The sequence below is a fragment of the Streptomyces sp. KL109B genome (assembly GCF_030766935.1).
In the GTDB taxonomy this organism is placed as follows: Bacteria; Actinomycetota; Actinomycetes; order Streptomycetales; family Streptomycetaceae; genus Streptomyces.
In genome coordinates, this window is the sequence record NZ_JASERL010000016.1 from 127,307 (window position 1) to 153,305 (window position 25,999).

At 72.5% G+C, this 25,999-nt stretch carries 23 protein-coding genes; 7 read left to right on the plus strand and 16 right to left on the minus strand.

Annotated features, from left to right (window positions below; all coding sequences use genetic code 11):
* Window positions 1-134 precede the first annotated feature (134 nt).
* Window positions 135-737, plus strand: coding sequence for a hypothetical protein (locus RBJ65_RS37845; protein WP_306319318.1), 603 nt, complete (start codon window positions 135-137; stop codon window positions 735-737).
* 67 nt (window positions 738-804) lie between these two features.
* On the opposite strand, the gene RBJ65_RS37850 is transcribed toward RBJ65_RS37845, so the two are convergent.
* From RBJ65_RS37850 to RBJ65_RS37860, 3 genes are all read right to left on the minus strand, one after another.
* A complete protein-coding gene (locus tag RBJ65_RS37850) occupies window positions 805-2,442 on the minus strand; it encodes an immunity 49 family protein (protein ID WP_306319319.1) in 1,638 nt (545 codons plus the stop codon).
* Window positions 2,443-2,507: 65 nt separating this feature from the next.
* Window positions 2,508-3,020 (minus strand): hypothetical protein, encoded by a 513-nt coding sequence (locus RBJ65_RS37855; protein WP_306319320.1) that lies wholly within the window; start codon window positions 3,018-3,020, stop codon window positions 2,508-2,510.
* 102 nt (window positions 3,021-3,122) lie between these two features.
* Window positions 3,123-3,635 carry a helix-turn-helix domain-containing protein gene (locus RBJ65_RS37860; RefSeq protein ID WP_306319321.1) on the minus strand — a complete coding sequence of 171 codons (513 nt, stop codon included), beginning with the start codon at window positions 3,633-3,635 and terminating at the stop codon, window positions 3,123-3,125.
* 115 nt (window positions 3,636-3,750) lie between these two features.
* On the opposite strand from RBJ65_RS37860, the gene RBJ65_RS37865 reads away from it, so the two are divergent.
* On the plus strand, window positions 3,751-4,878 hold the full coding sequence (locus RBJ65_RS37865) for an aryl-sulfate sulfotransferase (protein ID WP_306319322.1): 1,128 nt from the start codon (window positions 3,751-3,753) through the stop codon (window positions 4,876-4,878).
* Window positions 4,863-6,206, plus strand: coding sequence for a uracil-xanthine permease family protein (locus tag RBJ65_RS37870; protein ID WP_306319323.1), 1,344 nt, complete (start codon window positions 4,863-4,865; stop codon window positions 6,204-6,206). The genes RBJ65_RS37865 and RBJ65_RS37870 overlap by 16 nt, the downstream gene beginning before the upstream one ends.
* Here RBJ65_RS37870 and soxR read toward each other — a convergent pair.
* Window positions 6,157-6,630, minus strand: a complete 474-nt coding sequence (gene soxR / locus RBJ65_RS37875) for a redox-sensitive transcriptional activator SoxR (RefSeq protein WP_306319324.1) — start codon at window positions 6,628-6,630, stop codon at window positions 6,157-6,159. The two genes, RBJ65_RS37870 and soxR, sit on opposite strands and share 50 nt — an antisense overlap.
* Window positions 6,631-6,728: 98 nt before the next feature.
* Here soxR and RBJ65_RS37880 point away from each other — a divergent pair, with 98 nt between their 5' ends.
* Entirely contained in the window at window positions 6,729-7,190 is a 462-nt protein-coding gene (locus tag RBJ65_RS37880) for a MaoC family dehydratase (protein WP_306319325.1), read from the plus strand.
* A 15-nt stretch (window positions 7,191-7,205) separates the two neighbouring features.
* On the opposite strand, the gene RBJ65_RS37885 is transcribed toward RBJ65_RS37880, so the two are convergent.
* From RBJ65_RS37885 to RBJ65_RS37895, 3 genes are all read right to left on the minus strand, one after another.
* The gene (locus tag RBJ65_RS37885; RefSeq protein ID WP_372341285.1) at window positions 7,206-7,862 is read right to left on the minus strand and encodes a TetR/AcrR family transcriptional regulator; all 657 of its coding nucleotides are present in this window, start codon (window positions 7,860-7,862) and stop codon (window positions 7,206-7,208) included.
* Window positions 7,863-8,042: 180 nt separating this feature from the next.
* Window positions 8,043-8,336, minus strand: coding sequence for a YiaA/YiaB family inner membrane protein (locus tag RBJ65_RS37890; protein ID WP_306319326.1), 294 nt, complete (start codon window positions 8,334-8,336; stop codon window positions 8,043-8,045).
* A 72-nt stretch (window positions 8,337-8,408) separates the two neighbouring features.
* Window positions 8,409-9,560: an acyl-CoA dehydrogenase family protein gene (locus RBJ65_RS37895; RefSeq protein WP_306319327.1), complete on the minus strand. Its 1,152-nt coding sequence runs from the start codon at window positions 9,558-9,560 to the stop codon at window positions 8,409-8,411.
* Between the two features lie 80 nt (window positions 9,561-9,640).
* On the opposite strand from RBJ65_RS37895, the gene RBJ65_RS37900 reads away from it, so the two are divergent.
* From RBJ65_RS37900 to RBJ65_RS37910, 3 genes are all read left to right on the plus strand, one after another.
* Complete coding sequence (locus tag RBJ65_RS37900) at window positions 9,641-10,291, plus strand: TetR/AcrR family transcriptional regulator (protein WP_306319328.1); 651 nt, start codon at window positions 9,641-9,643, stop codon at window positions 10,289-10,291.
* 83 nt (window positions 10,292-10,374) lie between these two features.
* Window positions 10,375-11,091, plus strand: a complete 717-nt coding sequence (locus RBJ65_RS37905) for a helix-turn-helix transcriptional regulator (protein ID WP_306319329.1) — start codon at window positions 10,375-10,377, stop codon at window positions 11,089-11,091.
* Window positions 11,092-11,209: 118 nt separating this feature from the next.
* Window positions 11,210-12,196, plus strand: coding sequence for an urea transporter (locus RBJ65_RS37910; protein ID WP_306319330.1), 987 nt, complete (start codon window positions 11,210-11,212; stop codon window positions 12,194-12,196).
* A gap of 270 nt (window positions 12,197-12,466) precedes the next feature.
* Here the strand turns inward: RBJ65_RS37910 and RBJ65_RS37915 are convergent, their stop codons facing one another.
* The 9 genes from RBJ65_RS37915 to RBJ65_RS37955 form a co-directional block, all read right to left on the minus strand.
* Window positions 12,467-12,949: a VOC family protein gene (locus RBJ65_RS37915; RefSeq protein ID WP_306319331.1), complete on the minus strand. Its 483-nt coding sequence runs from the start codon at window positions 12,947-12,949 to the stop codon at window positions 12,467-12,469.
* A gap of 106 nt (window positions 12,950-13,055) precedes the next feature.
* Window positions 13,056-14,138 (minus strand): Zn-dependent alcohol dehydrogenase, encoded by a 1,083-nt coding sequence (locus tag RBJ65_RS37920; protein ID WP_306319332.1) that lies wholly within the window; start codon window positions 14,136-14,138, stop codon window positions 13,056-13,058.
* Window positions 14,139-14,224: 86 nt separating this feature from the next.
* Window positions 14,225-15,634 carry an aldehyde dehydrogenase family protein gene (locus tag RBJ65_RS37925; RefSeq protein ID WP_306319333.1) on the minus strand — a complete coding sequence of 470 codons (1,410 nt, stop codon included), beginning with the start codon at window positions 15,632-15,634 and terminating at the stop codon, window positions 14,225-14,227.
* Between the two features lie 85 nt (window positions 15,635-15,719).
* Entirely contained in the window at window positions 15,720-16,964 is a 1,245-nt protein-coding gene (locus tag RBJ65_RS37930) for an MFS transporter (protein WP_306319334.1), read from the minus strand.
* 38 nt (window positions 16,965-17,002) lie between these two features.
* Window positions 17,003-18,397 carry a CitMHS family transporter gene (locus tag RBJ65_RS37935; protein ID WP_306319335.1) on the minus strand — a complete coding sequence of 465 codons (1,395 nt, stop codon included), beginning with the start codon at window positions 18,395-18,397 and terminating at the stop codon, window positions 17,003-17,005.
* Between the two features lie 145 nt (window positions 18,398-18,542).
* Window positions 18,543-23,726 (minus strand): caspase family protein, encoded by a 5,184-nt coding sequence (locus RBJ65_RS37940; protein WP_306319336.1) that lies wholly within the window; start codon window positions 23,724-23,726, stop codon window positions 18,543-18,545.
* A complete protein-coding gene (locus RBJ65_RS37945; RefSeq protein ID WP_306319337.1) occupies window positions 23,716-24,585 on the minus strand; it encodes a hypothetical protein in 870 nt (289 codons plus the stop codon). Before RBJ65_RS37945 ends, RBJ65_RS37940 begins: the two co-directional genes overlap by 11 nt.
* Before the next feature lie 136 nt (window positions 24,586-24,721).
* Window positions 24,722-25,333, minus strand: a complete 612-nt coding sequence (locus RBJ65_RS37950) for a TetR/AcrR family transcriptional regulator (protein ID WP_306319338.1) — start codon at window positions 25,331-25,333, stop codon at window positions 24,722-24,724.
* Between the two features lie 32 nt (window positions 25,334-25,365).
* Window positions 25,366-25,860, minus strand: coding sequence for a hypothetical protein (locus RBJ65_RS37955; protein WP_306319339.1), 495 nt, complete (start codon window positions 25,858-25,860; stop codon window positions 25,366-25,368).
* Between the last annotated feature and the right edge of the window lie 139 nt (window positions 25,861-25,999).

Here is a 25,999-nt window from a genome sequence, read left to right on the forward strand (position 1 = left end):
TGGACTCCATCGGAAATCGGATGGAGTCCAGTGGCCTTCGAGGGGATCCGAATCGCGTGTCGATACGTCTACTCGGCGACGTCGTTCTCAGAGCCACGGCGACGCCGACGTACGTGTGACGGAGGTGCAGGGCGATGGCCGGATTCCGAAGTCTGGCGAGACAGGTGCGCGATCCGCTGAGCGATCTGGCACTGCGGCGCTACTCACTGCGCAAGTGCCTGGAGAGATTTGCCCCTTATGGGCACCGAGCGACCTGGGACCACCTCTGCTCCCGGGCGGGGTTCGACCCCGAGGACCGCTCCCCCGACCCGGCCCGCCTGGTCGCGGCCCTTGAGGAGCTGGAGGAGGCGCGGGCCGTCTGGCTCGCGTACGAAGTCGCCTTCGCGGAGCGCAGGCGCAAGGAGAAGCACGACGGGTTGCGCAGTCCGGGCAGCGTGGACGACTGGCACCGGCTGACCTGGGGCGGCTTCGGAGTCGCCTGGTGCGACGACCCCTCGGTGCACCCCACGGAGCCGCTGGCCGAAGTGCTGCGCAGGCTCATCACGGCACTTGAGCGCGATCCCGGCGCGTGCTGCCCGGTGTGCGCGGGCACCCGGCTGGTGTGGCAGCACGATCTGGCGCACGAACCCTCATCGGGCCCCGTGTGCACCCGCTGCGGCATCGTGGTGCCGCGGCCCGTTCTCACCCCTACGGCACTGGCGGAGGCCAGGCTGGCGCGGCTGCTCGTCACCGCGTAGACCGACGGGGGTGCGGCCCCGGGCTCGGCGCACCCCCGGAACCCATGTGATCAACGGGCCACGGGTGTCAACGGACCTCCAGGCGCTGCCGGTTGAGCAGATACTTCGGCAGGTACGGCAGATCGGTGCGGACCGGGAAGTCCATGTCGTACGCGAGGCAGGCGAGCGCGAGCGGGCCGAGCGCCACGCGGGCGCGCGGCGCGTCCGACTCGCCCCAGTAACCGGCGTGCTGCACAAGGGATTCCGCGAGCGCCTCGCCGAACGCCTCGTGGTCGTGCGTGAGCAGCCGGTGGAACAGGGCGACCGGCTGGTAGTCGACGAGGTTGAGGAAGTCCTTCGGCGCGAGCGTCGCGACGTCGGGGTGCGAGGCCTTGATGGTGGTGACGAGCCGGTCCACGACGTCGTCGACGGGGCTGCGCAGCCAGTGGCTCCGCAGCACGTCGATCCAGTGCGGCACATAGTCGTCCACGGGCGCGCCACCGCGCAGCGCGTCGGGCGGCACCTGGCACAGGCGGGTGCTGAGCTCGCGGTCGCGGGTGACGAGGCTGAGGTAGAAGGCGTCGAGCCAGGCGCGGGCGGCGTCGGCCCCGGCGTCCAACTCCTGCTCGGGGAGCGGGGGTTCACCGTCCTTGCCGTGCGCGAAGAGGGCCGCGCCGAGCCGCTGCGCCGCGAGCCAGGCGTCCCAGGTCTCCGCGCGGGCGGCCTCGGGGTCGGCCTCCGCCCGCGCCAGGGCGTCGGCCAGCGCGCCGGTGAAGGAGCCGTCCGGCGCGGCGGCGGGGGCGCCAGGGGCGAGGCGGCCCGCGGCGTCCAGGGCGCGCAGGGCCCGCAGCACGTCGACGAGTTCGCCGGGCGGACGCTGTTCGATGGTGCGGGTCTCGTCGTCGATGGCGGTGAGCGAGGTGAGGCGTCCCTCGTGCCACCAGTAGACGCGCGGCGAGAGCGCTCCTGACCCTTCGGCGTGGGCGCGGACCGCGTACGTGGCAAGGTCGTTGACGGCGTCGGCCGCGCTGCCGTCGACGATCGGGTGGAAGGCGAGCAGGTGCCGGGTGGGCACGGCGACGAGGGCGCCCGCGTCCGGCATCCGGCGCCCGGTGACCTCCGCGACGACCTCCGGCAGCACGACCGCCTTGCTCGCCACGAAGTGCGAGTCGCCGTACGCGGAGTACAGCACCGGGTGCCCGTCGAGCCGGACCTCCTCGTGCCGCATCGGCTCCCGGATCAGGGCGCGCCCGGCCGCTTCCCACAGCGCGTCGGCGCCGGCCCGCGCCACGTCCTCGTCGGTCAACAGGCGTACGGAGTCGGGGCCGTCGAGGGCGAGGGCGAGGCGCAGGCCTTCGGCGACCTCGCGGGGGTAGCGGGCCCCGTCGACGGCGTCGGCGCCGGTGTCCGTGGGCACGAGGCGCAGGCACGTCCGCGCGAGCAACTCCTCGGCGTCCTCGCCGCCTCGCGAGGCGTCGGCGAGCGCCGCGAAGTGCGCGTCGACGAGCTCGGACCAGTCGGCGTCGGGCGCCGCGCCGCACCGCCGCGCCAGGTTCGCCAGCGGGAAGACGTGACCGGCGCGCTTGACCGCGTCGCCGTCGAGGACGAAGCCGGACTCCGCCCCGTATCGCGCGCGCACGTGCTCGGCCACGAGCGCCCGCAGCCGCTCGGCCTGCGGCGTCGCGAGCATGGGCAGTTGGGGGTCCGGAGCCTCGTTCTCAGTCACGGTGGCGACTCTACGAGGCGAGTGCCTCTCGCGACGCCCGAGCCGGAAAACGACGCCCGACGGCGTCAGGGCCTGATCACATCCGTATGGATCGCCAGCTTGAACTCGGCCAGCGTGATCGGCACTTTGACCGGGGTGTCGCCCGAGCGTGCCGAGACCTTCAAGCCGACCGGCGTGCCGGGGTGCACGAACATCTGCCAAGTGTACGAGCGGAACTGCCCGCCACCCGTGGGCGAGATGTCGGTGGTGGCGGTCGAGTCGTAGCCGCCGGCGAGCCCCAGCGGGTCGCGCACGAAGCGGGCCCGGTACTCGGTGGGCCGGGTGTCGGCGGCCCAGAAGACCAGCGCGGACAGCGTGGCCCAGCCGTCGTGGCTCGGCCAGATGAGCCCGGAGCGGGCGTCCGGGTACGTCGACGAGCCGCCGCCGCCCGCCGGGTCGTGCATGGTCCACGGGTCGTACGACTCCTCGCCCGCCTCGTACGGGAAGCGCACGAGGTGGTAGCCGTCGTTGTCGTAGACCACGCTCTGCGGGCCCGTGCGGGCCGACTCGTACTTCAGTGAACTGACCGCGACCGCCATGCCGTTCGGCCTCCCCCGTGTCGACTGTGGGACGCATGGTGGCGCCAAGTCCCGTCGCGGACAAGGGGGTTCACGCGCCCCGGTCGCAGTCGCAGGCGCGGGCTACGGCGCGGCGATGCCCACGAGCAGCACCCGTGTCCCGGGCTCCAACGGGCGCCAGCGGTGCGGGCGTTCGGCGGCGCAGTAGAGCGTGTCGCCGCGTTCGAGCACGTAGTGCGTGTCGTCGACCTCGGCCTCGATCGAGCCGTCGGCGACGTACAGCACCTCGTCCCCGGCGTGCCGGAAGACGCGCTCCCAGTCGTGGTCGCCGGTGAACTCCAGGGCGTGCAGCCGCTGTTCGCCCCGGACGAGCGGGCGCGCGCCGTCGGTGGTGGCGGGCTGCGAGGCGGCGCGCACCACGTCGACCGGGCGGGGCGGTTCGGCGGCGGCGAGGAGTTCCACGGCGGTGGTGTCGAGGGCGTCGGCGATGCGTTGCAGCGAGCCCATGCTGGGGCGCGAGCGCCCGTTCTCGACCTGGCTGAGGAACGGGACGGAGACGGCGGCGCGGCGGGCCACCTCGGCGAGCGTCAGATCGAGGGCGCGGCGCCTGCGCCGGATGCCGGGTCCCACGTTCATGAACTTGTAACGCCCTTTCGCTCCGACCCCTGTTCCCCAGCACCCTACCGCCGTGCTTAACTACTTAACCAGTGCTTAAAAAAGTTAAGCAACGTCAGTACCGTGAGGGGACCCCATGGCTCGTGTCGACCAGAACCAGCGCCGCCGCCGCGGCACCGGACTCATCGCCCTCGACGAGGACACCGCGTACCCCGGCTACACGCTCTTCGCCCCGCTGACCGGCACCGGCGAGGTGTACCTGATCGACCTGCACGGCGAGGTCGTCCACCAGTGGAACCTCCCGCACCGCCCCGGCCGGCACGCCCGCATCCTCGCCAACGGGAACCTCGCCTACAGCGGCGTACTGCCCGACGAGCCCGCGCTCTTCCCCATGTGGCACAAGTACCGGGGCGGCCTCATGCAGGAGATCACCCCGGACGGCACGGTCGTGCGCGAGCACCGCGACCCGCTCCAGCACCACGACGCGCACCACTACGGAGACGGCCGCATCCTCTACACGGCCCTTGAGCCGCTGACCGGGGACGCGGCGGCGGCCGTGCGCGGCGGCGTACCGGGGTCGGAGGCGAGTGGCTCCGGTGGCGACACGATCTGGGCGGACACGATCGTCGAGGTGGACGCCGAGGGGAACAGGACCTGGGAGTGGAAGGTCTCCGAGCGCCTCGACCGCGCCGGCTTCCCGCTGCACCCGGACTACGCGCGCGAGCACTACCCGCTGATCAACAGCGTCCTCCCGCTCGCCGACGGCAACATCCTCGCGAGCTTCCGCTCCGTGTCGGCCGTCGTCGTCATCGAGCGCGCGACGGGCGACATCATCTGGCGCTCCGAGCCCGGCGTCGTATCCCAGCAGCACTGCCCGACCGAGCTGGAGAACGGCAACTTCCTCGTCTTCGACAACGGCGTCTTCCGGCCGCACTGGGACGTGCCGTTCAGCCGCGTCATCGAGATCGAGCGCTCCAGCGGCAAGATCGCGTGGGAGTACCACGACCCGGCGCGCGAGTCCTTCTTCGCCCCGTTCATGGGCAGCGCCCAGCGCCTCCCGAACGGCAACACCCTGGTCACCGACTCCCCGGCGGGCCGCCTGTTCGAGGTGACCGAGGACGGCTACCTCTGCTGGGAGTACATCGTCCCGTTCTTCGGCGGCTACGCGGAGGAAGAGGTCCGCAAGCTGTTCCCCTCGGAGCCCAACGCGGTGTTCCGCTCCTACCGTTACAGCGCGGCCGAGCTGCCGTGGCTGAACCGGTGACCGCCACCGCCGCACCACCCGTGCCACCGGTCGACGAGCGGCTGCCCCTGAAGCGCCTCGTCCCCCTCGCCTGCCAGCACCTGCTGGCGGGCGTGGCCGCGCCCGTCTCGTCCGTCATCCTCATCGCGACGACGCTGAAGCTGTCGACGACGCAGACGGCCTCCCTGCTCAGCGCCACCCTGGTGCTGTGCGGGGTGGGGGCGCTGCTCCAGTCGCTCGGCGTCGCGGCGCTGCGCGTCGGCGCCCGGCTGCCGTTCCTGATGCTGCCGGGCGGCGCCGCGGTCGCGATCTTCCTCCAGATCGCCCAGGAGTACGGCCCGGCGACCGCCTCCGGCTCGGTGTTGGTCGCGGCGGCCTTCCTCCTCTGCGTACTCCCCTTCTACGGCCGCCTGGTCCGCCTGTTCCCGCCCCTCGTCATGGGGACGACGGTCGTCCTCATCGGCATCAACATGATCAAGGTGACCGCGCCGATGGTCGCCTCCGACCCGGCCCTCGGCTTCGCGACGCTCGCCGTGATCGCGGTCTTCTTCCTCGTTCTACGAGGGGTGTGGCGGCAGATGGCGGTGCTGCTCGGCCTGGTCGGCGGCACGCTCATCGCCGTCCTGCTGGGCACGGACCTGGAGGTGGCGCACGGCGGCACGTTCGCGCTGCCGGACCCCTTCCCGTACGGCGCCCCGCACTTCGATCTGCTCGCCGCGATCCCGCTCCTCGTCTTCGCGCTCGCCTCGCTCGCCGAGGCCACCGGGCAGACCGTCCTCAACAGCGAGGCCGTGGGCCGGGCCCCCGACCCGGGCCGCGACGTGCCGCGCATCGCCCGCGCCGACGCGCTCGTCTCGCTCGTGTCGGGCCTCTTCGGTACGTCGCTGATGGTGACCAGCGCCGAGAACATCGGCATCGTCCAACTCACGCGCGTACGCAGCCGGTTCGTGACGGCGGCCGCCGGTGTACTCCTGATCGTGTGCGGCCTGATCACGCCGCTGACCCGCGTCCTCGCGGCGATCCCGGAACCGGTGGTGGGCGCGGCCGGCCTGGTCATCTACGCGGTGATCGCGGTCATGGGCTTCGGCATGCTGTCCCGTACGGACCTCTCGCACGGCACGGACAGCGTCGTCATCGCGCTCGCGCTCGTCATCGGCATGCTGCCGATCGTGCAGCCGGAGATGTACGCCGAGCTGCCCACGTGGGCCCGCACGCTGTTCGGCAGCGGGGTCGCGGCCGGGGCGATCGCGGCGGTGGTGCTCAGCGCGGTCTTCCGGGCGCTCGGCCCCAGGCTCACGCCTACGCCGCAGGACCCTCCCGGCGCTCCCCCATCAGACGGGAGCCCGTGAGGCGCTCGCCGAAGACGTCGTCCGGATTGGACAGCACACACGTCTCCAGCGACAGGCACCCGCACCCGATGCAGTCGGTCAGATGATCCCGCAACCGTCCCAACTGCTTGATCCGCTCGTCCAGTTCGGACCGCCAGACCTCCGAGAGGCGCGCCCAGTCGTCCCGGTTCGGGGTGCGCTCCTCGGGGAGTTCGGCGAGGGCGTCGCGGATCGTGGCGAGCGGGATGCCGACGCGCTGCGCGGCCCGGATGAACGCGACGCGGCGCAGCGTGTCACGGGAGTAGCGGCGCTGGTTGCCTGCGGTGCGGCGGCTGCCGATCAGGCCCTTGGCCTCGTAGAAGTGCAGCGCGGAGACGGCAGCGCCACTGCGCGCCGACACCTGTCCGACGGTGAGCTCGTGGATCTTCTCCGGAATCTGTGGCACCCGGCCGAGCCTAGTCGGCGGCACCCGTGCGTTGTTAGCATGCCGAACGAGAGGTCTGAGCAAGCGCTTAGACAAGCCACTTGGGAGGTCACGGGAACATGGCTGAGCCGCGCGTTTTCAAGGACGTCGACGATCTGAAGGGCGCCGTGGGCGAGCAGCTCGGGTACAGCGACTGGGTCGAGATCGAGCAGAGCCGCATCGACCGGTTCGCCGAGGCCACGGGCGACCACCAGTGGATCCACGTGGACCCGGAGCGCGCGAAGGAGGGCCCCTTCAAGACGACCATCGCGCACGGCTACCTGACGCTCTCCCTCCTCCCCCTCTTCGGCCCGCAGCTGATGGCGGTCGAGGGCATGAAGATGGGCGTCAACTACGGCACGAACAAGGTCCGCTTCCCCGCCCCGGTCCCGGTCGGCTCCCGCCTGCGCGCCACGGGCAAGGTCACGAACGTCGAGGACGTCCCCGGCGGCGTCCAGGTCTCCGTCGCCTTCACCGTGGAGCGCGAGGGCGGCGACAAGCCGGTGTGCGTGGCGGAGTCGGTGTCCCGTTACTACCTCTGAGCCCTGGGCCCCGCCCTACGCGGCCGGGGCCGCCCCCACCATCCTGAGGACGAGGTCGGCGTAGAGCGCGCCGACCTCGTCGGGGGTGCGCTTGCCCTCCGCGTTGAACCAGCGGGCGACGTCGATGCAGAGGGAAAGGACGGCGACGGTCGTGCCCGGGACGTCGGGGACGTCGAACTCGCCGGACTTCACGCCGTCGTTGATGATCTGCCGGACCGCGGCGTCGCTCTCGCGGCGCAGCGCGACGATCGCGGGGCGGTTCTCCTCGCCGAGCGAGTCCAGCTCGTACTGGACGACGCGGGCCGTCATGTGGTGTCCCGCGTGCCAGCGGACGAAGGAGCGGACGGCCTCCGCGAGGCGCTCGGCGGCCGTGCCCTCGCTCGCGACCGCGCGGCGCAGGATCGCGAGCGCCTTGTCGTGGCCGATCCGGCTGATCTTGAGGAGCAGCTCTTCCTTGGTCTTGTAGTGGATGTAGAGCGCGGCCGGGCTCATGCCGGCGCGGCTCGCGATGTCGCGGGTCGTGGTCGCGTGGTAGCCGCGCTCGGCGAACGCCTCCACCGCGGCGACCAGCAGCCGCCGGGCGGCGTCCGGCGTGACGTCGGCCCACGGCATCTCGTCCGTGACCTCGTCGTCCTCGACGACCTCACCGTCGACGCGCTCGTCCTGCGTCATCGCTGCACTCACATCCTCCCGTGGGGCTGGTGGCACACCATACCCTCCGGGGTGAGCGGGCGCTTAGGTGGCGGGCGTTGGAAGGGTGCGGTGGGGCGGGGGCAAAAGATTGTCCTCAATCGCCGGACGGGCTTGGTTTGCCGGGCACGGGCTTGGTTTGCCGGGCACGGGCTTGATTGCCTATGCCACCGGTTTGAAGGGGTCGTGGTCGGCGAGGATTTTTTCCAGGCGGGCCTGGTCGACGCGACTGACGATCTGGCCGGCCTCCTGGCGGTCGCGGATGACCTTGGCGAGGGTGAAGGCGGAGGTCGTGAGGTAGAGGACCGAGATGCCGAGGAAGGCGCGGATCCAGCCGCTCGCGTCGAGGCTGTAGATGCCGATGCCGACAGCGAGGAGCGCGATCGCGAACGAGGCGACCGCCTGGCCGTAGAAGGCCACCGTGTTCTGCTGCTTGACCGGAGTGTCACTGCTCATGCCGCACAGCATCGGGCGGACGGGGCCGTAGCCCTATCCGCCCGCGTACTCATCATCTACGTGTGTGCGTACTCAGAACGCCGAGACCCCCGTCAGCGCGCGGCCGATGATCAGCTTCTGGATCTGGCTCGTGCCCTCGTAGAGGGTCATGACGCGGGCGTCGCGGAGCAGCTTGCCGACCGGGTACTCGTCGATGTAGCCGTAGCCGCCGAAGACCTGGAGGGCGTTGTTCGCCGCGCGGACCGCCGCCTCGGACGCGAACAGCTTCGCCTTGGACGCCGCCGTCGCGAAGTCCTCGCCGCGTTCGACGAGGTCGGCGACGCGCCAGGTGAGGAGGCGGGCCGCGTCCACGTCGACGGAGATGTCGGAGATCAGCTCCTGGACCAGCTGGTACGAGGCGATGGGCTTGCCGAACTGCTCGCGCTCGCCCGCGTATCCGACGGCCGCGTCGAGCGCGGCCTGGGCTATGCCCACGCAGCCGGCGGCCACCGACATCCGGCCCTTGGCGAGCGCGGACATGGCGATCGAGAAGCCCTTGCCCTCGGGGCCCATCATCGCGGAGGCGGGGACCCGGACGTCCTCAAGGACCAGCTCGGCGGTGGCCTGGCCGCGCAGGCCGAGCTTGCCGTGGATGGTGTTGCGGGTCAGGCCCGGGGTGTCGGTGGGGACCAGGAAGGCGGAGATGCCCTTGTGGCCGGGGGTGTCGTTGGTGCGGGCGAAGAGGAGGACGACGTCGGCCCAGGTGCCGTTGGTGATGAAGATCTTCGTGCCGTTGAGTACGTAGTCGTCCCCGTCGCGGACGGCGCGGGTGCGGAGGTCGGCCGGGTTCGAGCCGTGGCCGGGCTCGGTGAGGCCGAAGCAGCCGAGCGCGTCGCCCGCCGTCAGGCTCGGGAGCCAGTGCCGCTTCTGCTCCTCGCTCGCCCACTGCTGGATCGGCTTGGTGACCAGGCCGAGGGAGACCGAGACGATGCCGCGGACCGAGGAGTCGCCGCGGCCCAGTTCCTCGGTGACGAGGGCGTACGAGAGGTGGTCGCCGCCGGAGCCGCCGTACTCCTCGTCGATGGTCAGGCCCAGGAAGCCGATCTCGCCGAGCTTCTTGACGATGCCCCGGTCGACCTCCTCGGCCCGGTCCCACGCCACCACGTTCGGCGAGATCTCGCGGTCCACGAAGTCCTTGGCGAGCTGTCGCACCGCCGCCTGCTCCTCGCTCAGCTCCAGGTTCATGGCCACTCCCGCGTGAATCGACTCGTGCAAGCATTAATTAGCACTGCTAGTTTTAGGTTCGCAGCCCTACTATGTGCCGCATGGCCCGACCGCGCAAGCCCCTCCTGAGCAGAGATCGAATCGTCGACGCCGCCCGCGCCCTCGTCGACACCGAGGGCCTCGCGGCCGTCTCGACGCGGCGGCTCGCCGCCGAGCTCGGGGTGAGCGGGCCCTCGCTCTACAACCACTTCCGTACGAAGGACCAGATCCTGGAAGCGGTCGCCGACTCGGTGAGCGCGCAGGTCGACCTGTCGATGTTCGACGGGAACCACGAACACGACTGGCGCACCGCGCTGCACGACTGGGCCGTCTCCTACCGGGCGGCGCTGCGCGCGCACCCGAACATCGTCCCCGTGCTCGCCCAGGGCCCCGGGCACCGGCCGGCCGGTCTGCGGCTCGCCGACGCGGTGTTCGGCGCGATGGTCGACGCCGGGTGGCCGCCGCCGCAGGCCACGTCCATCGGCGCGCTCATGCGGTACTTCGTGACCGGGTCGGCGCTCGGCTCGTTCGCGGGCGGCTTCCCTGACGACGAGGCGGCGTACGACCCCGCCGACTATCCGCACCTCGGGCAGGCGCACCTGCTCGCCGAGCGGCAGGACGAGGTCGACGACCGGGCCTTCGAGACCGGGCTCACGGCGCTGCTCGACGGGCTCGCCGTGCAGTACGAGCAAGTGGCGGCGGGGGCGCGCTGATGGCGGCAGGGGTCCGCTGACAGCGGCTGCGGCGCGCTGACGTTTCGGTGCGGGCCGAAGGGTGGCCGGGCCATCCTTGTCCCATGGCCGCTTCCAAGGAACCCGGGGCTCCGCGCCTCGCCGCGCTCGCCTCACTGATCGCCGACGAGACGCGGGCCGCCTGCCTGCTCGCGCTGCTCGACGGGCGGGCCTGGACGGCGGGCGAGCTGGCGCGGCACGCGGGGGTGGCGGCGTCGACCGCGAGCGAGCACCTCGGCAAGCTCGTCGCGGGCGGGCTGCTCGCCGAGGAGCGGCAGGGGCGGCACCGGTATCTGCGGCTCGCCGACGCGCGAGTGGCGCAGCTCCTGGAGGGGCTCGCCGGGTACGCCGTGCCGGACGGCGGTGAGCGGCCTCCTACGCTGCGGGCCGCGTCGGCGCGGACGGCGATGGCGCGCGGGCGGACCTGTTACGACCATCTCGCGGGGCGGCTCGGGATCGCGGTCACCGAGGCGATGGTGGAGCGCGGACTACTGCTGCCCGATGTCGACTCGTCGACCTTCGCGCTGACCGACGCCGGGCACGGCTGGTTCCGCGGGCTCGGCGTGGCGCTGGAGCCGGGGGCGCGGCGGCCCCTGGTGCGCGGCTGCCTCGACTGGACGGAGCGCCGGCTCCACCTGGCCGGGCGGGCGGGCGCCGCACTGTGCGCGCACGCCTTTGCGGCGGGGTGGGTCGAGCGGATCGGGTCCGAGCGGGCGGTGCGGGTGACCGGGGTCGGGGAGCGGGCGCTGCGGGCGGAGTTGGGGGTGGGCGGGGTCGGCTGAGGTCCGCCGAGGGTGCGGGGTGTGGCGTGATCCCGCCCCCGGCCAGGGCCTTCCCAGGAAGTAGCTGTAACGTACATTCGCCGGACCGGGAAACATCCTCGTAACACGGGAGCGGCGCATGGCGCAGACGGCGGATGCCGCGATTCACCAGGAAATCGGGCACAGTTGGGCAGCCGATTGCAGACAGTTCGTGCTACGCGTGCTGCGCGGGATCGGCCAGGTGACGTTTCTGCCGCGCGCGGTCACGGGGCTGCTGTTCGCCGCCGCGCTGTTCTCCGCCGGGTGGGAGTACGGGCTGTACGGGGTCGGGGGCGCGGCCGTCGGGACGGTGGTCGCGGCGTTGCTCGGGGTGGACAAGGAGCGGTTGACGCTGGGCATGGAGGGGTTCAACTCCTGCCTGGTGGGCGTCAGTTGTGCCGTGTTCCTGAATCCCGACCGGCTGTCCTCGGTGCTTGTCGCGCTGCTCGGGTGTGCCGCGGCGACCGTGGCGACCGCCGCGGCGGGGCGGGCGCTCGGGGCGTGGGGGTTGCCGGCGCTGACCTTGCCGTTCTGTCTTGTGGCGAGTGTGGTGACGATGGCGGCGCCAGGGTTCGCGCGGGTGTGGACCGGTGGGGGTGGCATCGCGGCGTTTCCGCGAGCGGTGGCCGGGGCGAGGACGGGGCTGGGGGTGGACGATGCCGTGCGGGGGTTCCTTGCCGGGTTCGGCCAGATCTTTTTGATGCCGCAGTGGTACGCGGGGGCGTTGGTGCTGGCCGGGTTGGTGGTCGCCGGGCCGCGGGTCGCGGGGGTGGCGTGTCTTGGGAACGTGGCCGGGATGGTGACCGCGTGGGCGCTCGGTGAGCCTGCCGCGCAGCTTGCCGATGGCACGTCCGCGTACAACGCGGTGCTTGTTTCGCTCGCGCTGTGCGGGGTGTTTTTGAAGGCGACGCCGCGGACGGTGGGGTACGCCGTCGCGGGGGCGGTGGCCGCGACCGTGTGCGCGCCGGCGTTCGGGGCGCTTGCGGCGCCGGTGGGCGGGCACATGTTCACGTGGCCGTTCGCGTTGACCACGCTGGTGTTCCTCGTCGCGGCGAGGTCGTTCCCTCGGTTGACCTCGCCGACCTGAGCGTATGTGTTTCAGCGGATCGTGGTTACGCCCCCCGGGGCTCTGCCCCGGACCCCGCTGCTCAATCGCCGCAGGGGCTTGAAATACCTGGCCGCACCGCCCGAGCGCCGCAGGGGCTTGAAATACCTGGCCGCACCGCCCGAGCGCCGCAGGGGCTTGAAGTGCGGATAAATCAAGCCCCTCCGGCGATTGAGGAGCGGGGTCCGGGGCGGAGCCCCGGGGCGTTGGCTACGCGGCCCCGACGAAGTGGTCACGGCCCCCGCGGAGCGGTTACGCCGATTCGAGGGTGGCGACGTCGAGTTTGGACATCTTCATCATCGCGGCGAGGACCCGGTCGGCGCGGGCCGTGTCGGGGTCGGCGAGGAGTTCGACGAGGCGGCGCGGCACGACCTGCCAGGACAGGCCGTACTTGTCCTTGCACCAGCCGCACGGCCCCGCCTCCCCGCCGTCCGCCGTGAGGCGCTCCCACAGGCGGTCGACCTCGGCCTGGTCGGCGCAGTCGACGGAGAGGGAGACGGCCTCGTTGAACTTGAACTCGGAGCCGCCGTTGAGCGCCTGGTACTCGTTGCCCGCGAGGCGGAACTCCATGGTGAGGACGGAGCCGGGGACGCCGGGGCCCTCCTTGCCCCAGCGCTGGACCGCGAGGACCTCGGAGTCGGAGCCGGGGAAGAGCGACATGTAGAAGTCGACCGCTTCCTCCGCCTTGCCGTCGAACCACAGGCAGGGGCGGATCTTCTGGGTGGTGGCGGGCATGGGGTGCCTCCTGGGTTCCCGTGTGGTGTGGTGCCCGGTCTGTTCTGTTTCAGGGTTCTCCACTTACAGACCGGGAGCCAGCCGGGAACTCATCGGCAAGACGGCGCTAGAACACCACCAGCGCGCGGCCGCCCTTGCCCGCCACCATGTTGTCGAACGCCGCCGGGATGCCGTCGAGCGCGATCCGCTCCGTCACCAGCGTGCTGAGGTCGAGGCGGCCCGCGCGGATGTGCTCGGCGAGGACGGGGAGGTCCTCGGCGGGGTTGGCGTTGCCGTAGACGCAGCCGGAGAGCGTGCGGCCCCAGTGGAAGATCTCCAGGGCGTTGAAGGTGACCTGCTGGTCCTTGCCTCCGATGCCGACGACCGTCGTACGGCCGCCGCGCCGCGTGGCCTCCCAGGCCGTACGGATCGTCACCGCGCGGCCGACGCACTCCACCGCCACGTCGACACCCTGTTTGCCGGTCAGACCGCGGATCTCGCGGGCCGTGTTCTCCGACGCGATCACGTAGTCCGTGGCGCCTGCCGCGCGCGCCAACTCCTCCTTCTCCGGCGAGACGTCCACCGCGATGATCTTCGCGGCGCCCGCGATGCGCGCCGCCTGGAGGGTGGCCAGGCCGACGCCGCCGACGCCGAAGACGGCGACCGTCTCCCCTTCCCGTACGCGCGCCGAGTGGTGCACCGCGCCGTACCCGGTGAGCACCGCGCAGCCCAGCAGCGCCGCGTCGGTGAGCGGGACGCCCGCCGGGGCCGGCAGGACGCAGTTCGCGGCGACCACCGTCTCCTCGGCGAACGCGGCGACGTTCAGGCCGGGGTGCAGGTCGGTGCCGTCGGATGCGCGCTTGGCGTGGATGTTGGCCGCGCCCGCCAGGGCGTTGGCGCACAGCCAGACCTCGCCCAGCTCGCAGGCCGGGCAACTGCCGCAGGACGGCGCCCAGTTCAGGACGACCGTGTCGCCCGCCGCGACGTGCGTGACGCCCTCGCCGACGGAGACCACGGTGCCCGCGCCCTCGTGCCCGAGGACGGCCGGGACCGGGACCCGCATCGTGCCGTTGGTCAGGGACAGGTCGGAGTGGCAGACCCCGGCGGCGGCAAGCTTGATACGGACCTGGCCCGGCCCCGGCTCGGGCAGGTCGATGTCGGTGATCTCCAGCGGGGAACCGACGGCGGTACAGACTGCGGCGCGGACCATAGAGGGCTCAACTTCCTTAGAACTGGAGGCTTAGAACTGGAGGCTTAGTACTGGAGGCTCAGAACTGGAGGCTCAGAACTGGAGGCTCAGAACTGGAGGGACTTGGTCTGGAGGTATTCCGACAGGCCGTGCGCGCCGAGTTCCCGCCCGACGCCCGACTGCTTGTAGCCGCCGAACGGGGCGAGCGGGTTGAAGCGGCCGCCGTTGATGTCGACCTGGCCGGTGTCCATGCGGCGGGCGAAGGCGGCGGCCTCGGCCTCGTCACCGGCCCAGACCGCGCCGGCGAGCCCGTACACGGTGTCGTTGGCGATGCGCAGGGCGTCGTCCACGTCCTCGTAGCGCAGGAGGGAGAGGACGGGGCCGAAGATCTCCTCCTGGGCGATGGTCATGTCGGGCGTGACGTCGGCGAAGACGGTGGGCGGGACGAAGTACCCCTTCTCGTGCGGGGTTTCGGTGCCGCCGGCCACCAGGCGGGCGCCCTCCTCTACACCCTTTTCGATGTAGCCGCGGACGCGCGCCTGCTGCTTGGCGTTGACGAGGGGGCCGATGCGGTCGCCGTACTTGGCTGCCGCCGCCGTCGCAAGCTCCACGGCCTCGTCGTACTGGGAGGTGTGGACCAGCATGCGGGTCCAGGCGCTGCACGTCTGGCCGGAGTTGCCCATGACGTTGGCGACGCCGACGTTGACCGCCTTCCCCAGATCCGCGCTCGGCAGGATGACGTTGGCCGACTTGCCGCCCAGCTCCAGGGCGACGCGCTTGACCGCCGCGCCCGCCGTGGCGCCGATGCGGCGGCCGACCGCCGTGGATCCGGTGAAGGAGACGAGGTCGACGTCCGCGTGCTCGGCGAGCGCCTGCCCGGCGACCGGGCCGAGGCCGGTGACGAGGTTGAACACGCCCGCCGGTATACCCGCTTCGTCCACGGCCTCCGCGAACAGCTGGGCCGTGAGCGGAGTGTCCTCGGCGGGCTTGAGGACGACGGTGCAGCCCGCGGCGAGGGCCGGGGCGACCTTGGCGACGATCTGGTGCAGCGGGTAGTTCCACGGCGTGATCGCGCCGACGACACCGACCGGCTCCGCGTAGACCGTGGAGTTGCCGACCTTCTCCTCGAAGGGGTGGGTGGCGGCGAGTTCGGCGTACGTACCGGCGACCGCGATCGGCAGGCCCGCGTGCACCGCCTGGGAGAACTGCGCCGGGGCGCCGAGTTCGGCGGTGACCGTCTCGGCGATCTCGTCCTTGCGGGCCGCGAGCACGTCACGCAACGCCGCGATGCGCTTGGCGCGTTCGGCGGGCGGGGTCGCGGCCCAGGCGGGGAACGCGGCGCGGGCGGCGCGCACCGCCGCGTCCACGTCCTCGGCGGTTCCTGCCGGTACGTGGCCGATGACCCGCTCGTCCTTCGGATCGACGACGGCGATGGTGTCGCCGCCACCGGCCGCGCGCCAGGCGCCGTCGATGTACATCCCGTCGTGGGCCTCGTACACCCCGTCGTGGGCCTTCATGGCACTCCCTCAGCCGCAGTATGTCCTGGCGCCCCAAACTAGCGCCGCTAGTTTCAGGGGTCCAGAGGCTGCCCGGAGTGCCTGGTCAGTGCCGTTGGCGAGGTTTGTCGCGTTGCCGGGCGCGAGGCACCCGTGCTCGCTCCCCTCCCGCGCCCTGCTTCGCGCCGCCCCTGACCCCGAGCCCCGCCGCCACGAACAGCAGCCCGCCCAGCATCACGAACGGCGCCGCCGTCCCGGCGACTCCCGCGACGAGCCCCGCCGACGCCGGGGCCGCGACCTGCCCGAGCCGGTTCCCGGTCAGCCGGAGCGCGAGCGCGGTGGAGCGGGCCTCGTCCGGCGCGGCCTGCACGACCGTGGTCATGGACAGCGGCTGGCCCACCCCCAGGCAGAACCCGAGGACGACGAGCATCGCACCGAGCGCCCACACCGGCACCGGCAGCGCGATGCCCGCGCACAGCAGCGCCGCCAGCAGACACGTCGTCGCGATCAGGGCGGTCCTGCCGAGCCAGTTGATGAGCGGCGTCATGACCAGGCGGCAGGCGACCGTGGCGCCCGCGCGCAGGCTGAGCAGCACGCCGACCACGGAGGGCGCGATGCCCCGGTGCTCGCCGACGACCGGCAGATACGCGGTGAGGATGTCGGTGGCCGACAGGACGGCGAGGCTGATGAAGATGCCGCCGGGCACGCCACGCGTGCGCAGGATGCGGTGCACGGGCACCCGCGAGGCGTCCTTCGTCCGCGAACCCGCCTCCGTACGACGGGACTCGATGCGCCACAGCGACGTCACGGCCAGCGCGCAGACGCCCGCCGAGACGAGCAGCGCGAGCGCGCTGGTGCCCGCCATGTCGCCGTGGCCGTCGATGAGGGCGCCGGTGGCGATGGGCCCGACGAGCTGGCCGAGCGAGGCGCCGATGGTGAAGTGGCCGAAGTTGCGGTCCTGTTCGTCGGGCGCGGACTGCCGGGCCACGATCGACTGGGCGCCGATGACGAAGCACAGATGCCCGAGCCCCATCACGCCGCTCCAAGCGGCCATCGCCACAAGGGAGTTCGCGAGCCCGCTGAGCGCACACCCACCGGCGATGAGCACGACGCCCACCGGGAGCAGCGGCGCGCACCTCCCGTGGTCGGTGCGCCGCCCGAGCGGTACGGCGGCGAACAGCGGGAGCAGCGCGTAGACCCCCGCGATGACGCCGACGGCACGCTCGTCGGCGCCGAGCGCGAGGGCCCGGTAGGAGACCGCGGGCCGCGCCATCGACACCGCCCCCTGCGCGAAGCTGAAGGCGATGACGAGGCGGAGCAGCCAGGCACGAGTCATCGGGTCACGACTCATGAGGTCACAGGATTCATCGGGTCACACGATTCATTGGGTCACACGATTCCGAACAGCAGACCGGCGCCGAGGACGACCAGCGCGGTCAACGCCGCCCATTTCACAGTGAACTTGGTGTGGTCGCCGAACTCGACCTTAGCCATGCCCACCAGCACGTACACCGCCGGGACCAGCGGGCTCGACATGTGCAGCGGCTGACCGGCGAGCGAGGCGCGGGCGATCTCCAGGGTCGAGACGCCGTGCGCGTTCCCGGCCTCGGCGAGCACCGGCAGGATGCCGAAGTAGAAGCCGTCGTTGGACATGAAGTACGTGAACGGGATGGACAGCACGCCCGTGACGAGCGCCATGTGCGGGCCCATCCAGTCGGGGATCCCGCCGACGACCCACTTCGCCATGTGGTCGACCATGCCGGTGCCTTGGAGCACACCGGTGAAGACGGCGGCGGCGAACACCATTCCGGCGACATTGAGCACGTTCTCGGCGTGCGCGCCGATCCGGGCCTTCTGGTCGCCCATGTGCGGGAAGTTGACCGAGAGGGCGAGCGCGGCGCCGAGCATGAACAGCACCGGGATCGGCAGCAGTTCCATGATCATGGCGGCGAGGAGCGCGACCGTGAGCAGCGCGTTGAACCAGTAGAGCTTGGGGCGCAGGGTGGCCCGGTTCGGGTCGAGCCCGGAGAAGGTCTCGCCCTCCTCGTTCTCGTACGAGGGGGTGGCCGCGGACCCGCCGGTGGCACCCTTGCCACCGCCGACCCCGACGAGGACCTTCTCCTCGGCCTCGACGGTCTCGGTCACCGCGGCGTCCTCGTCGAGGGAGAGGTAGCCGAGCCGCTTGCGCTCGCGGCGCCCGAGGACGTACGAGAGGGCGAACACGAAGAGGAGACCGACGGCGAGCGCCGGGATCATCGGTACGAAGATGTCGCTGGCGTCGACCTTGAGCGCGGTCGCGGCGCGGGCGGTGGGGCCGCCCCAAGGCAGCGTGTTCATCACGCCGTTGGCGGTGGCGGCGACGCCGGTCATCACGATGAGGCTCATCTTCAGGCGCTTGTACAGCGGGTACATCGCCGAGACGGTGATCATGAAGGTGGTGGAGCCGTCGCCGTCGAGCGAGACGATCGCGGCGAGCACGGCGGTGCCGACGACGATCCGCACCGGGTCCGCCTTCGCGAACTTCAGGATGCCGCGCACGATCGGGTCGAAGAGGCCGACGTCGATCATCACGCCGAAGTAGACGATCGCGAACATCAGCATGGCCGCGGTCGGCGCGAGGTCGGCGACGCCGTCGAGGACGTAGTCGCCGAGGTTGGCGCCCTTGCCCACCAGGACGCAGAACAGCGCCGGTATGAGCACGAGCGCCGCGATCGGCGACACCTTCTTCATCATGATCAGCACCAGGAAGGTGGCGATCATGCCGAATCCGAGGATGGTCAGCATGGAGGGGTTCCCTAACGTCTGCGTTCGCCTTCGAACAGTTGCCGTGGGGGTGGCAGCCAGCGAGACGTTAGGTGGGCCGATCAAGCGTTAACAAGATGTTGACGCGTGAGCAATAAGCGCAAAACTCCAGGTCACAGGCCAGGTATTAGAGCCGGTCGAAGAGGAGGAGGCCGCCCCGGGTGCCGACGGCGAGTTCACCGCGGGGGCCGGAGGCGAGGGCGGTGCAGGGGGCCGGGAGCGCGATCCGGTGGCGCTCCTCGACGTCGGCGAGGCCGATGAGCGACACCGTGTCACCGGCGGCCAGGGCGCCGAGGCCGGTGCCGGGCAGCGGCGTGGCGTGCGTCGGGCGCCGCAGCGGGGGCTCGTGGGTCTCGACCGGCCGCAGGATGACGGTCTTGCGGCCGGTGCCCCGCGGCCGGTCCGGGTACAGCCAGCGGCGCAGCTCCGCGGTGTCGTAGCGCAGCAGGCCGCTCTTCGGGTCGACCACGAGGAAGTGGCCCGTCCCGGGGACCGGGAACACGTCCAGTACTTCGCGGCGCATGGGCAGATGCCATCGGGCGGGGTGGTCCCGGAGCCGATACCCGGCACCGGAGCGCTCGAACTCCCAGACCGCGCCGTCCGCCCGGTCCCCCTCGCGCCGCGCGAGCCACCCCTCGTGGTCGGCCAGGGTTTCGTAATCCGGGGTGCCGAGCGTCGCGTCGATCCGCCCGTCCGGCGTCACGTCCCAGCGTTCGACGAGGCCCCACCGGCTGCGCGCGAAAAGCCCGGCCCCCGTCAACAGGCCCGGGTCCCAAGCGAGTTCACGCACCCCGCTCTCGCACAGCGGGCGCAGTCGGCCGGTTGGCGTGCCGTCGTCGGCGTCCCGCATCACGACCGTGCCGTCGGGGCCGCCCACCGCGACCGCCCCGCCCGGCAGCACGGCGAGCGCGGACACCGGGCGCGGCGCGTCCAGCGCCTCTTCCGGCGCCGCGCCTTCGGCGCCGTCGAGCCGCCACACCCGGCCCTCCGTGTCCGCGCCCAAGGGCCCGGTCGCGTCCGCGGCGGCAGCGGTGATCACGCGCGGCATGCGGCGCCGGACGCCGTCCGCCGTGACGACGTCGCCGCCCCGGCCCGCGCTCACCGGCCCGCCGTCCGCTACGGCGAGCGCCTCCACCGCCAAGCCGTGCGCGGCACGCCGCTCCCACAGCGGGCGCAGTTCGGGCAGCGCCCACTCCTGTACGCCGCCCGACTCGTCGCCGACCGCGAGCCGGCCGGAGCCGTCGCAGGCCAGGGCGGTCACTTCGGTGCCGGTCGCCGCGCTCGCCCCGGCCGCGTGGCCCGCCGCGACGTCCCAGCACAGCAGGCGTCCGGTGTCGGTCCCGGCCACGACGACGGCGCGACCACGGGCCCGCCCCGCACCCAGCGCGGTCACCCGCTCCGGGTACGGGACGGTGAACTGCCGCTCCCGGTACCGGAGTCCGTGGCGCAGCTCCAGGACGCGCACGTCGCCGCCGTGCTCGCCGGTGGCCACGTAGTCGTCCCCCACGGCCGCGCACGCGATGAGCGGCACCTCCCAGGGCGGCCGGTCGGGGGCCGGGTGGTGCCACAGTTCGCGCGGCGTCACCGGGTCCCAGCAGCGGATGTCGTGGTCCTCGCCGACGCTGACCAGGGCGCGGGCGCCGTCGGGGCCGTGGACCTCGCCGACCGCGAGGACGGGGCCCTCGTGTGCGTTGACGCTCACCACGTCCGCCGCGTACGGGGTCGGCCACAGGCGCAGTACGCCGTCCGTGCCGCCGACGCAGACCGTGCCGCCGTCCAGGGCGCACAGCGCGCTCGCCTCGTGCCGCTCCCGCTGACCGCCGACCTGGTCGCCGGTCACGAGGTCGTACAGCTGGAGGCCGTGGGTGTCGCCCTGCACCGAGACACAGCGCGTGCTGCCGAGCGTGAACGTGGCGAGCCGGGTGGTATCGCCGGTGTCGATGCGCTGCGGCAGGCCGAGCGGGCGTCCGCTGTCGGCGTCCAGGCGGTGCAGTTGGCCGCCGGTGGTGGCGACGGCGACGATCCACTGCCGCTCCGTGCGGCTCACGGCGAGGTCGGCGACGCGGCCGACACCCGTGAGCAGGGTGCGTACGGGTTCGCCCGTGCGCAGGGAGGCCAGGCGGACGCTGCCGTCCTCGGCCGCCGCGACGACGAGCGGGCCCTGCGCGTGCCCGGGGATCGCGGCGAGCGCGGTGACCGCGGTGGTGTGTCCGGTGGTGACGCGGACCGTGGCGTCGGCGCCCACGACCCGGGCGACGGTGCCGTCCTCGTAGCCGATGAGGGCCTCGCCGCGGAGTCCTGCGGGGGCGAGGCAGGCGGTGACGCGGGCGTCGTCGAGGGACAGTCGGTGGATGCCGAAGGCTCCGACGAAGGTGCTCGGGTGGCGGTCCTGTTGGTTCATGAAGCGCAAGGCGGTCTCGTGGCCGAGACGGCGCACCTGGGATCGGGTCAGCCTGCCGCGGTCGTCGGTCTCCCGCTCGTGCAACTCGTAGACCAGGACGGTTCCTTGAGGGAAGTGCAGGTAGGCGTGGGCGGGCACCAACGACCCCTCGGCCGCCTCGATGCCACCCGTCACCTGCACGGCTCGCGCCTGCCGCAGCGGCCTGAGCCCGGCCTCCGGGTCGAAGTCCGGCTGCGCCGCGAGCTCCCACGTCCAGCGGTGGATCCCTCGCATGTGCAGCAGGCGCACGTGCCTGACCTCCGGGTCGAGGCCGCCCTCCCAGTTCTGCTCGTGCGCCAAAGCGGCGACCGAAAGGGGAAGTTGACCGGGCGACACCAGCGTACGTCCCTGCACGCCGTCCGGAACGCCGCCCAGATCCCGCCACTCACCCGACTCCAGATCCATCCACGCCCGCGTCTCCGCACCGGCGCGCAGCTCGAAGTACATGGCGCCGCGCCCGCCCGCCACCAGTATCACCACCCCCACCTCCGGCCGCCCCGCCATCCCCTCGTACCACCACGGCCCCTCCTGCGGGTTCCACGCCGCCCACCGCGCCCGCCACGGCAGCGGCTGCGGCTGCGCGCCCGCGTCGCAGGAGCGGGCGAGGGTGTCCGCCTTGCGGCAGACCGCGGCGAGCCGAAGCCGGGCGCGGAGTTCGGGGTCGGTGGCGCCGGTGCCGTCGACGTCCCGCAGTTCGGTCTCCATGTCGCGGACGGCCTGTGCGGCTCGGCGGCCCTGCGTCGTACGGGCCCGTGGCAGCGCCGCGAGGAGCGGTCCCGGGGCCGAGCCGAGGACGAATCCGGCGTCGTCGAGGAGCGGGTCGAGTACGCCGCCCTCGGCCGCGTGCAGCGCCAAGTAGCGCCGTACGTAAGCGTGTTGTACGTCGCTCAGGACCTCGCTCACCGTGCGTTGCACGGCCCGTTCGTCCCGGCCTTCCCGCAGGTGCTCGATGAGGGCGCGGTGGTACACGCGGTACACGGAGCCGCCGTCCTCGACGGCCTCCACGAAGTACGAGCCGGCTTCCGCGCGCAGCCACACCACGTCCTCGGTGGTGTACTCGGTGCCGGCGAGCGCGGAGGCGAGGCGGGGCCAGATGCCTGCCCAGGGAAGTCCGGCGCCCTGCGCGAAGGCGAGCGGGAGCAGCAGGTCGCGGGCCTTGTCGGCGAGCGGCCCGAGGCGGCCCGCGAGGTCGCGTTCCATGGCCGGGCCGGGGAAGCGCGGCAGCGCGGCGCGCCACTCGGCGTCGTACGGGTCGGGGATGCCGGGCCCGCGGGCGATGGTGCGGGAGGTGATCAGGGCGACGAGGAACGACAGGCCCGCGCTCTCGGCGACGGCGTCCGCGATGGCGTCGACGCGTTGCGGGTCGGCGCCCTTCAGGACCGAGTCGCGGTCGCCCAGCAGGGTGCGGATGTAGGCGCGCACGGCGGCCGGGTCGGCGTACCGGTCGTCGTCGAGGTCGACGAAGCGCGCCGCGTCGGGGAATCTGCGGGCGATGTGCGGGCGCCCGCCGACGAGGAGGCGCAGCGGGAGGCGGCGGGCCGGGTCGACGAGCGGGGCGAGGAGTTCGTCGACGATCTCATCGGGGTCGAGGGCCTCGTCGAGGGAGTCGACGAGGACCACCAGGGAGTCGGTGCGGGTCTGGAGGTGCGCGGCGAGCTCGCCGAGGGATCCGGCCGCGCCACCGGCGCCCGCGGAGATGGCGTCGAGGATCTGCCGCCGCGTCTTGTGGCTCGCGTCGACCGCCACGGTGACGGCCCCCACCTCGGGCAGGGCCTCGGGCAGTCCTTCCGTGGGCACCGAGTCGCGCCGCGCGGGGTCGGAGAGGACGGCGACGAGGCCCAGGAGCGCGGACTTGCCCGAGCCTGGCAGCCCGGTCACCACGCACAGCCGCTCCTCGGCCCGGCCGGGGCCGAGCCAGGAGGTGAGGTCGCCGAGAGCGGTGTGCCGGCCCGTGAAGTTCCAGACGTCTTCGGTGGCGACGTCGGTGCCGCGGGCGCGGGGCGCGAAGAAGGTGCGCAACTCCTGTTCCCTGGCCCGCTTCTCACGGGCCCTCAGGTCGCTCCTCCGCTGGATGTCGTCGATCCGGCTGTCGGCGGCGCCCGGTACGTGGCGGGGGTTCGGCAGGAAGTCCGGGATCCTTCCCGACCCCTGGAGCAGGCCCCACGTGACGCGCTGCGAGGGCGCGGCTCCGGGGTCCCGGTCGATGGCGTCCATGACGTCGCCGATGGCGATGTGCGCGGGGGCGTTCCCGGCCGTGGCGAGGTCGTGCACCGCCCGGACGAAGGCCTTGGACAGGTCGCCCGCCTGCGCCTGCTCCGTGTGCCGGGCCGACGCGACGAGGACGAGGCCGGTGCTGCCGTGCCCGGTGCCGGCCACGCGTCCTCGGCGCACGTCGAGGGCGCCGCGGGCGGCGGCGTCGGTGCCGGTCTCCGCGTAGCAGGTGTCGAGGACGACGAGGACCCGTTCGATGGCGGTGCCCTCCCAGAGGTGGGCCACGAGGCGGTCGGCGGGCAGCGCGGTGCCCAGCAGGTCGGCGTCGTCGCTGTCGGCGAGCAGCAGGTAGTGCTCGCCGCTGTACTCGGGGACCACGCCGTGGCAGGCGAGGTAGAGGACGACGTAGTCGTCGGGTCCGCGGTCCGGGTGCATGGCGAACGCCCGGATGCCGCTTTCGAGTTCCTGCCTGGTCGGGTTGGCGGGCAGTTCGGCGCCGCGCTCGAAGCCGAGCTCGTCGAGGAAGAGCTTCTCCATCCGCCGGACGTCGTCGGCGAGTTCGGGGCGGGCGTCCTCGGGGTGGGCGTACACGTCGGTGACCGCCGCCGCCAGCAGGAAGCGCCGCGGCTCCGTGGGGTCGGCGGGCCGCTCAGCCGTCACGCCACCCCTCCCGCACCGCCTCGCCCGCCTCCGCCGTGCACAGGTAGCGCGCCACGTCGTGCGCCTTCGCGCCGTTGTCGACGAGGTGGCCGCGCACCCGGTCGCCGAACAGCGGGCGCAGGTCCTTGGCCAGCGCCACGACGTCCCCGACGTCGGCGATGTTGGTCCACCGCTCCAGACCGCCCGGCCAGTCCCCCGGCTTGCCGCCCTCGCCGACCCGCAGCCGCTCGAAGACGAGGTTACGGATCCCGAGCGGCGAGCCGAGCGTCAGCAGGGAGCGGACCGGCCACTCGGGGTGCGCGCACAGCGCCTCGTACGCGACGACGCTGCCCAGGGAGTGGGCGACGACCATGCGGGCGTCGTCGGTGACGGCGGCCTCGACGCGGCGCCGCACCTTGGCGTGCACGTCCGGGTCGGTGAGGTAGGCGCGGACCTGCTGGAGGTCGAGGACGAGCGCGCGCATCGCGAGTCCGGCGAAGAACCGGGAGCGGCTGAGCGCGTTCAGGGCGCGCTGGACGGTGCGGGGTGTGCGGGCGAGGGTGCGGGCGTCGGGCGACACGACGGCGGGGTCGGTGCGGGCGGCCTCCGCCCACCACTCCAGGAGCAGTTCGGTCTCCAGTCCTTCGGCGACGTCGGCGGCGGTGCGGGGCGGGTCCTGGATGCCGAGGGGGCGGCCGGGCGGGCGGAACAGGTCGCCGTAGAAGACGCAGGTGAGATCGGTGGCGGGGAGCGGGTCGGCGGGGGACGGATCGGCGGCGCGGGTGAGTCCGTCGACGAGCGCGGGATGCCATGCGGCGTGCAACTGCCGCTCACCGGAGTGCTGTTGACCGATCCCGTGAATGCACACCACGCGTGTCATGCGCCCCCCGTACCCGCAGGTTCATGCCCGTCCATGCCCGTTCCCGAGTGAGATCACCATAACAACGGGCCAGGCCATGGGCGCCGTTCGGCCGACGATCGGTCAGTCGAGTACATCGGTCAGTCGAGCACGTCGGTCAATCGAGTACGTCGGCCAGGTAGGCGCGCAGCAGCTTGCGCACCTCGGCGATGATCGCCGCGTCGCCGCGCACCGGGTCGATGCGGAACGCGAGCCGTACGAGCGCGTCGGCGGACTCGACGGCGACCAGGAACGTGCGGCGCAGCGTCGCGTCCGGGGTGCGGTCGAGGTGCGGGGCGAGCAGCTCCGTGAGGGTGTCGGCGACACGGTGGTTGGGCTCGGCCTCCGGGGCGCCGACGGGGAGTTGGGTGCCGAAGTCGACGAGGGAGAAGCCGGGCGCCGTGCGCTTCATGGCCAGGTATTCGTCGAGGATCGCATCCATCGCGGCCCGCCAGTCACCGGCGGGCACGTCCTTGAGGTGGACGGTGACCCGCCGCACGTACCGCTCCAGGTTCCGCTGCGCCAGCGCGTCGACGAGGGCCCGCTTGTTGCCGAAGAAGCGGTAGACCGAGCCGATGGGCACCTCGGCGCGCTGGGCGACGGCGCGGGTGCTCAGCTCGTCGTAGCCCGTCTCGTCGAGGAGGTCGGCGCAGGCGTCGAGGATCCGGGTCAGACGCTCGGCGCTGCGCCGCTGAACGGGGGTGCGGCGCAGGGACGTTGGATGGGCCATGCCCGTCAGCCTAGGGCAGCCCTCGGGTTCGCCTATGGGGACGCGGTCAGGTCCGCCGTGGCCTCCACAGGGTCTTCAGCGACCGCCCACACTGTGTGGTCGTCGGCGTAGAGGCGGGCGGTGAGGTGGTGGGTGCCGCGGCTGAGGCGGCTGCCGGGGATGCGGTGGTCGACGGCGCGCAGACGGGCGATGCGGCGGCCGTCGAGGTAGAGCAGGGCGTAGCCGCGGCCGTGCACGGCGCGGGCCGGGGTGCCTTCGGGGCTGAGGCGGAAGCGGCGCACCCAGATCCGGACGTCCCAGCCGCCCGCCGGGCCCGTCACGGGCTTCACGATCAGGCCGACCTCGGGCGCGCCCTTCTCGGGGATCCGGCGGTAGTGGTGGCCCTCGGAGTCGGTGCGGTCGAGGACCTCGCCGACGTGCCGCGGCCCGCCGTCGCCGTCGCCGCCCCCGCAGCCGGCGCCACCCGCGAGGAGCGCGCACGTCAGCAGTGCGGCGGCGAGCGCGCGGAGCCTCGGGATCCTGGGCATGTCACGGACGGTAGAGGACGGTTCACGTCGGCGGATCCCCCGCGGGGAGGAAGGTCGCGGGTCCTGGTGGTCTTGCGCGGACCACCCCCGAATCCTACGGTGATACATAGGAATCATTGACGAGGGAGCGATGATGAGC

What these genes read in the sequence shown, in the direction of transcription:
- RBJ65_RS37845 (WP_306319318.1), top strand. Translation starts at nt 135, where the DNA reads ATGGCCGGATTCCGAAGTCTGGCGAGACAGGTGCGCGATCCGCTGAGC.
- RBJ65_RS37855 (WP_306319320.1), bottom strand. Translation starts at nt 3,020, where the DNA reads ATGGCGGTCGCGGTCAGTTCACTGAAGTACGAGTCGGCCCGCACGGGC.
- RBJ65_RS37860 (WP_306319321.1), bottom strand. Translation starts at nt 3,635, where the DNA reads ATGAACGTGGGACCCGGCATCCGGCGCAGGCGCCGCGCCCTCGATCTG.
- RBJ65_RS37865 (WP_306319322.1), top strand. Translation starts at nt 3,751, where the DNA reads ATGGCTCGTGTCGACCAGAACCAGCGCCGCCGCCGCGGCACCGGACTC.
- RBJ65_RS37880 (WP_306319325.1), top strand. Translation starts at nt 6,729, where the DNA reads ATGGCTGAGCCGCGCGTTTTCAAGGACGTCGACGATCTGAAGGGCGCC.
- RBJ65_RS37885 (WP_372341285.1), bottom strand. Translation starts at nt 7,862, where the DNA reads ATGACGCAGGACGAGCGCGTCGACGGTGAGGTCGTCGAGGACGACGAG.
- RBJ65_RS37890 (WP_306319326.1), bottom strand. Translation starts at nt 8,336, where the DNA reads ATGAGCAGTGACACTCCGGTCAAGCAGCAGAACACGGTGGCCTTCTAC.
- RBJ65_RS37895 (WP_306319327.1), bottom strand. Translation starts at nt 9,560, where the DNA reads ATGAACCTGGAGCTGAGCGAGGAGCAGGCGGCGGTGCGACAGCTCGCC.
- RBJ65_RS37900 (WP_306319328.1), top strand. Translation starts at nt 9,641, where the DNA reads ATGGCCCGACCGCGCAAGCCCCTCCTGAGCAGAGATCGAATCGTCGAC.
- RBJ65_RS37905 (WP_306319329.1), top strand. Translation starts at nt 10,375, where the DNA reads ATGGCCGCTTCCAAGGAACCCGGGGCTCCGCGCCTCGCCGCGCTCGCC.
- RBJ65_RS37910 (WP_306319330.1), top strand. Translation starts at nt 11,210, where the DNA reads ATGGCGCAGACGGCGGATGCCGCGATTCACCAGGAAATCGGGCACAGT.
- RBJ65_RS37915 (WP_306319331.1), bottom strand. Translation starts at nt 12,949, where the DNA reads ATGCCCGCCACCACCCAGAAGATCCGCCCCTGCCTGTGGTTCGACGGC.
- RBJ65_RS37920 (WP_306319332.1), bottom strand. Translation starts at nt 14,138, where the DNA reads ATGGTCCGCGCCGCAGTCTGTACCGCCGTCGGTTCCCCGCTGGAGATC.
- RBJ65_RS37925 (WP_306319333.1), bottom strand. Translation starts at nt 15,634, where the DNA reads ATGAAGGCCCACGACGGGGTGTACGAGGCCCACGACGGGATGTACATC.
- RBJ65_RS37930 (WP_306319334.1), bottom strand. Translation starts at nt 16,964, where the DNA reads ATGAGTCGTGACCCGATGACTCGTGCCTGGCTGCTCCGCCTCGTCATC.
- RBJ65_RS37935 (WP_306319335.1), bottom strand. Translation starts at nt 18,397, where the DNA reads ATGCTGACCATCCTCGGATTCGGCATGATCGCCACCTTCCTGGTGCTG.
- RBJ65_RS37945 (WP_306319337.1), bottom strand. Translation starts at nt 24,585, where the DNA reads ATGACACGCGTGGTGTGCATTCACGGGATCGGTCAACAGCACTCCGGT.
- RBJ65_RS37950 (WP_306319338.1), bottom strand. Translation starts at nt 25,333, where the DNA reads ATGGCCCATCCAACGTCCCTGCGCCGCACCCCCGTTCAGCGGCGCAGC.
- RBJ65_RS37955 (WP_306319339.1), bottom strand. Translation starts at nt 25,860, where the DNA reads ATGCCCAGGATCCCGAGGCTCCGCGCGCTCGCCGCCGCACTGCTGACG.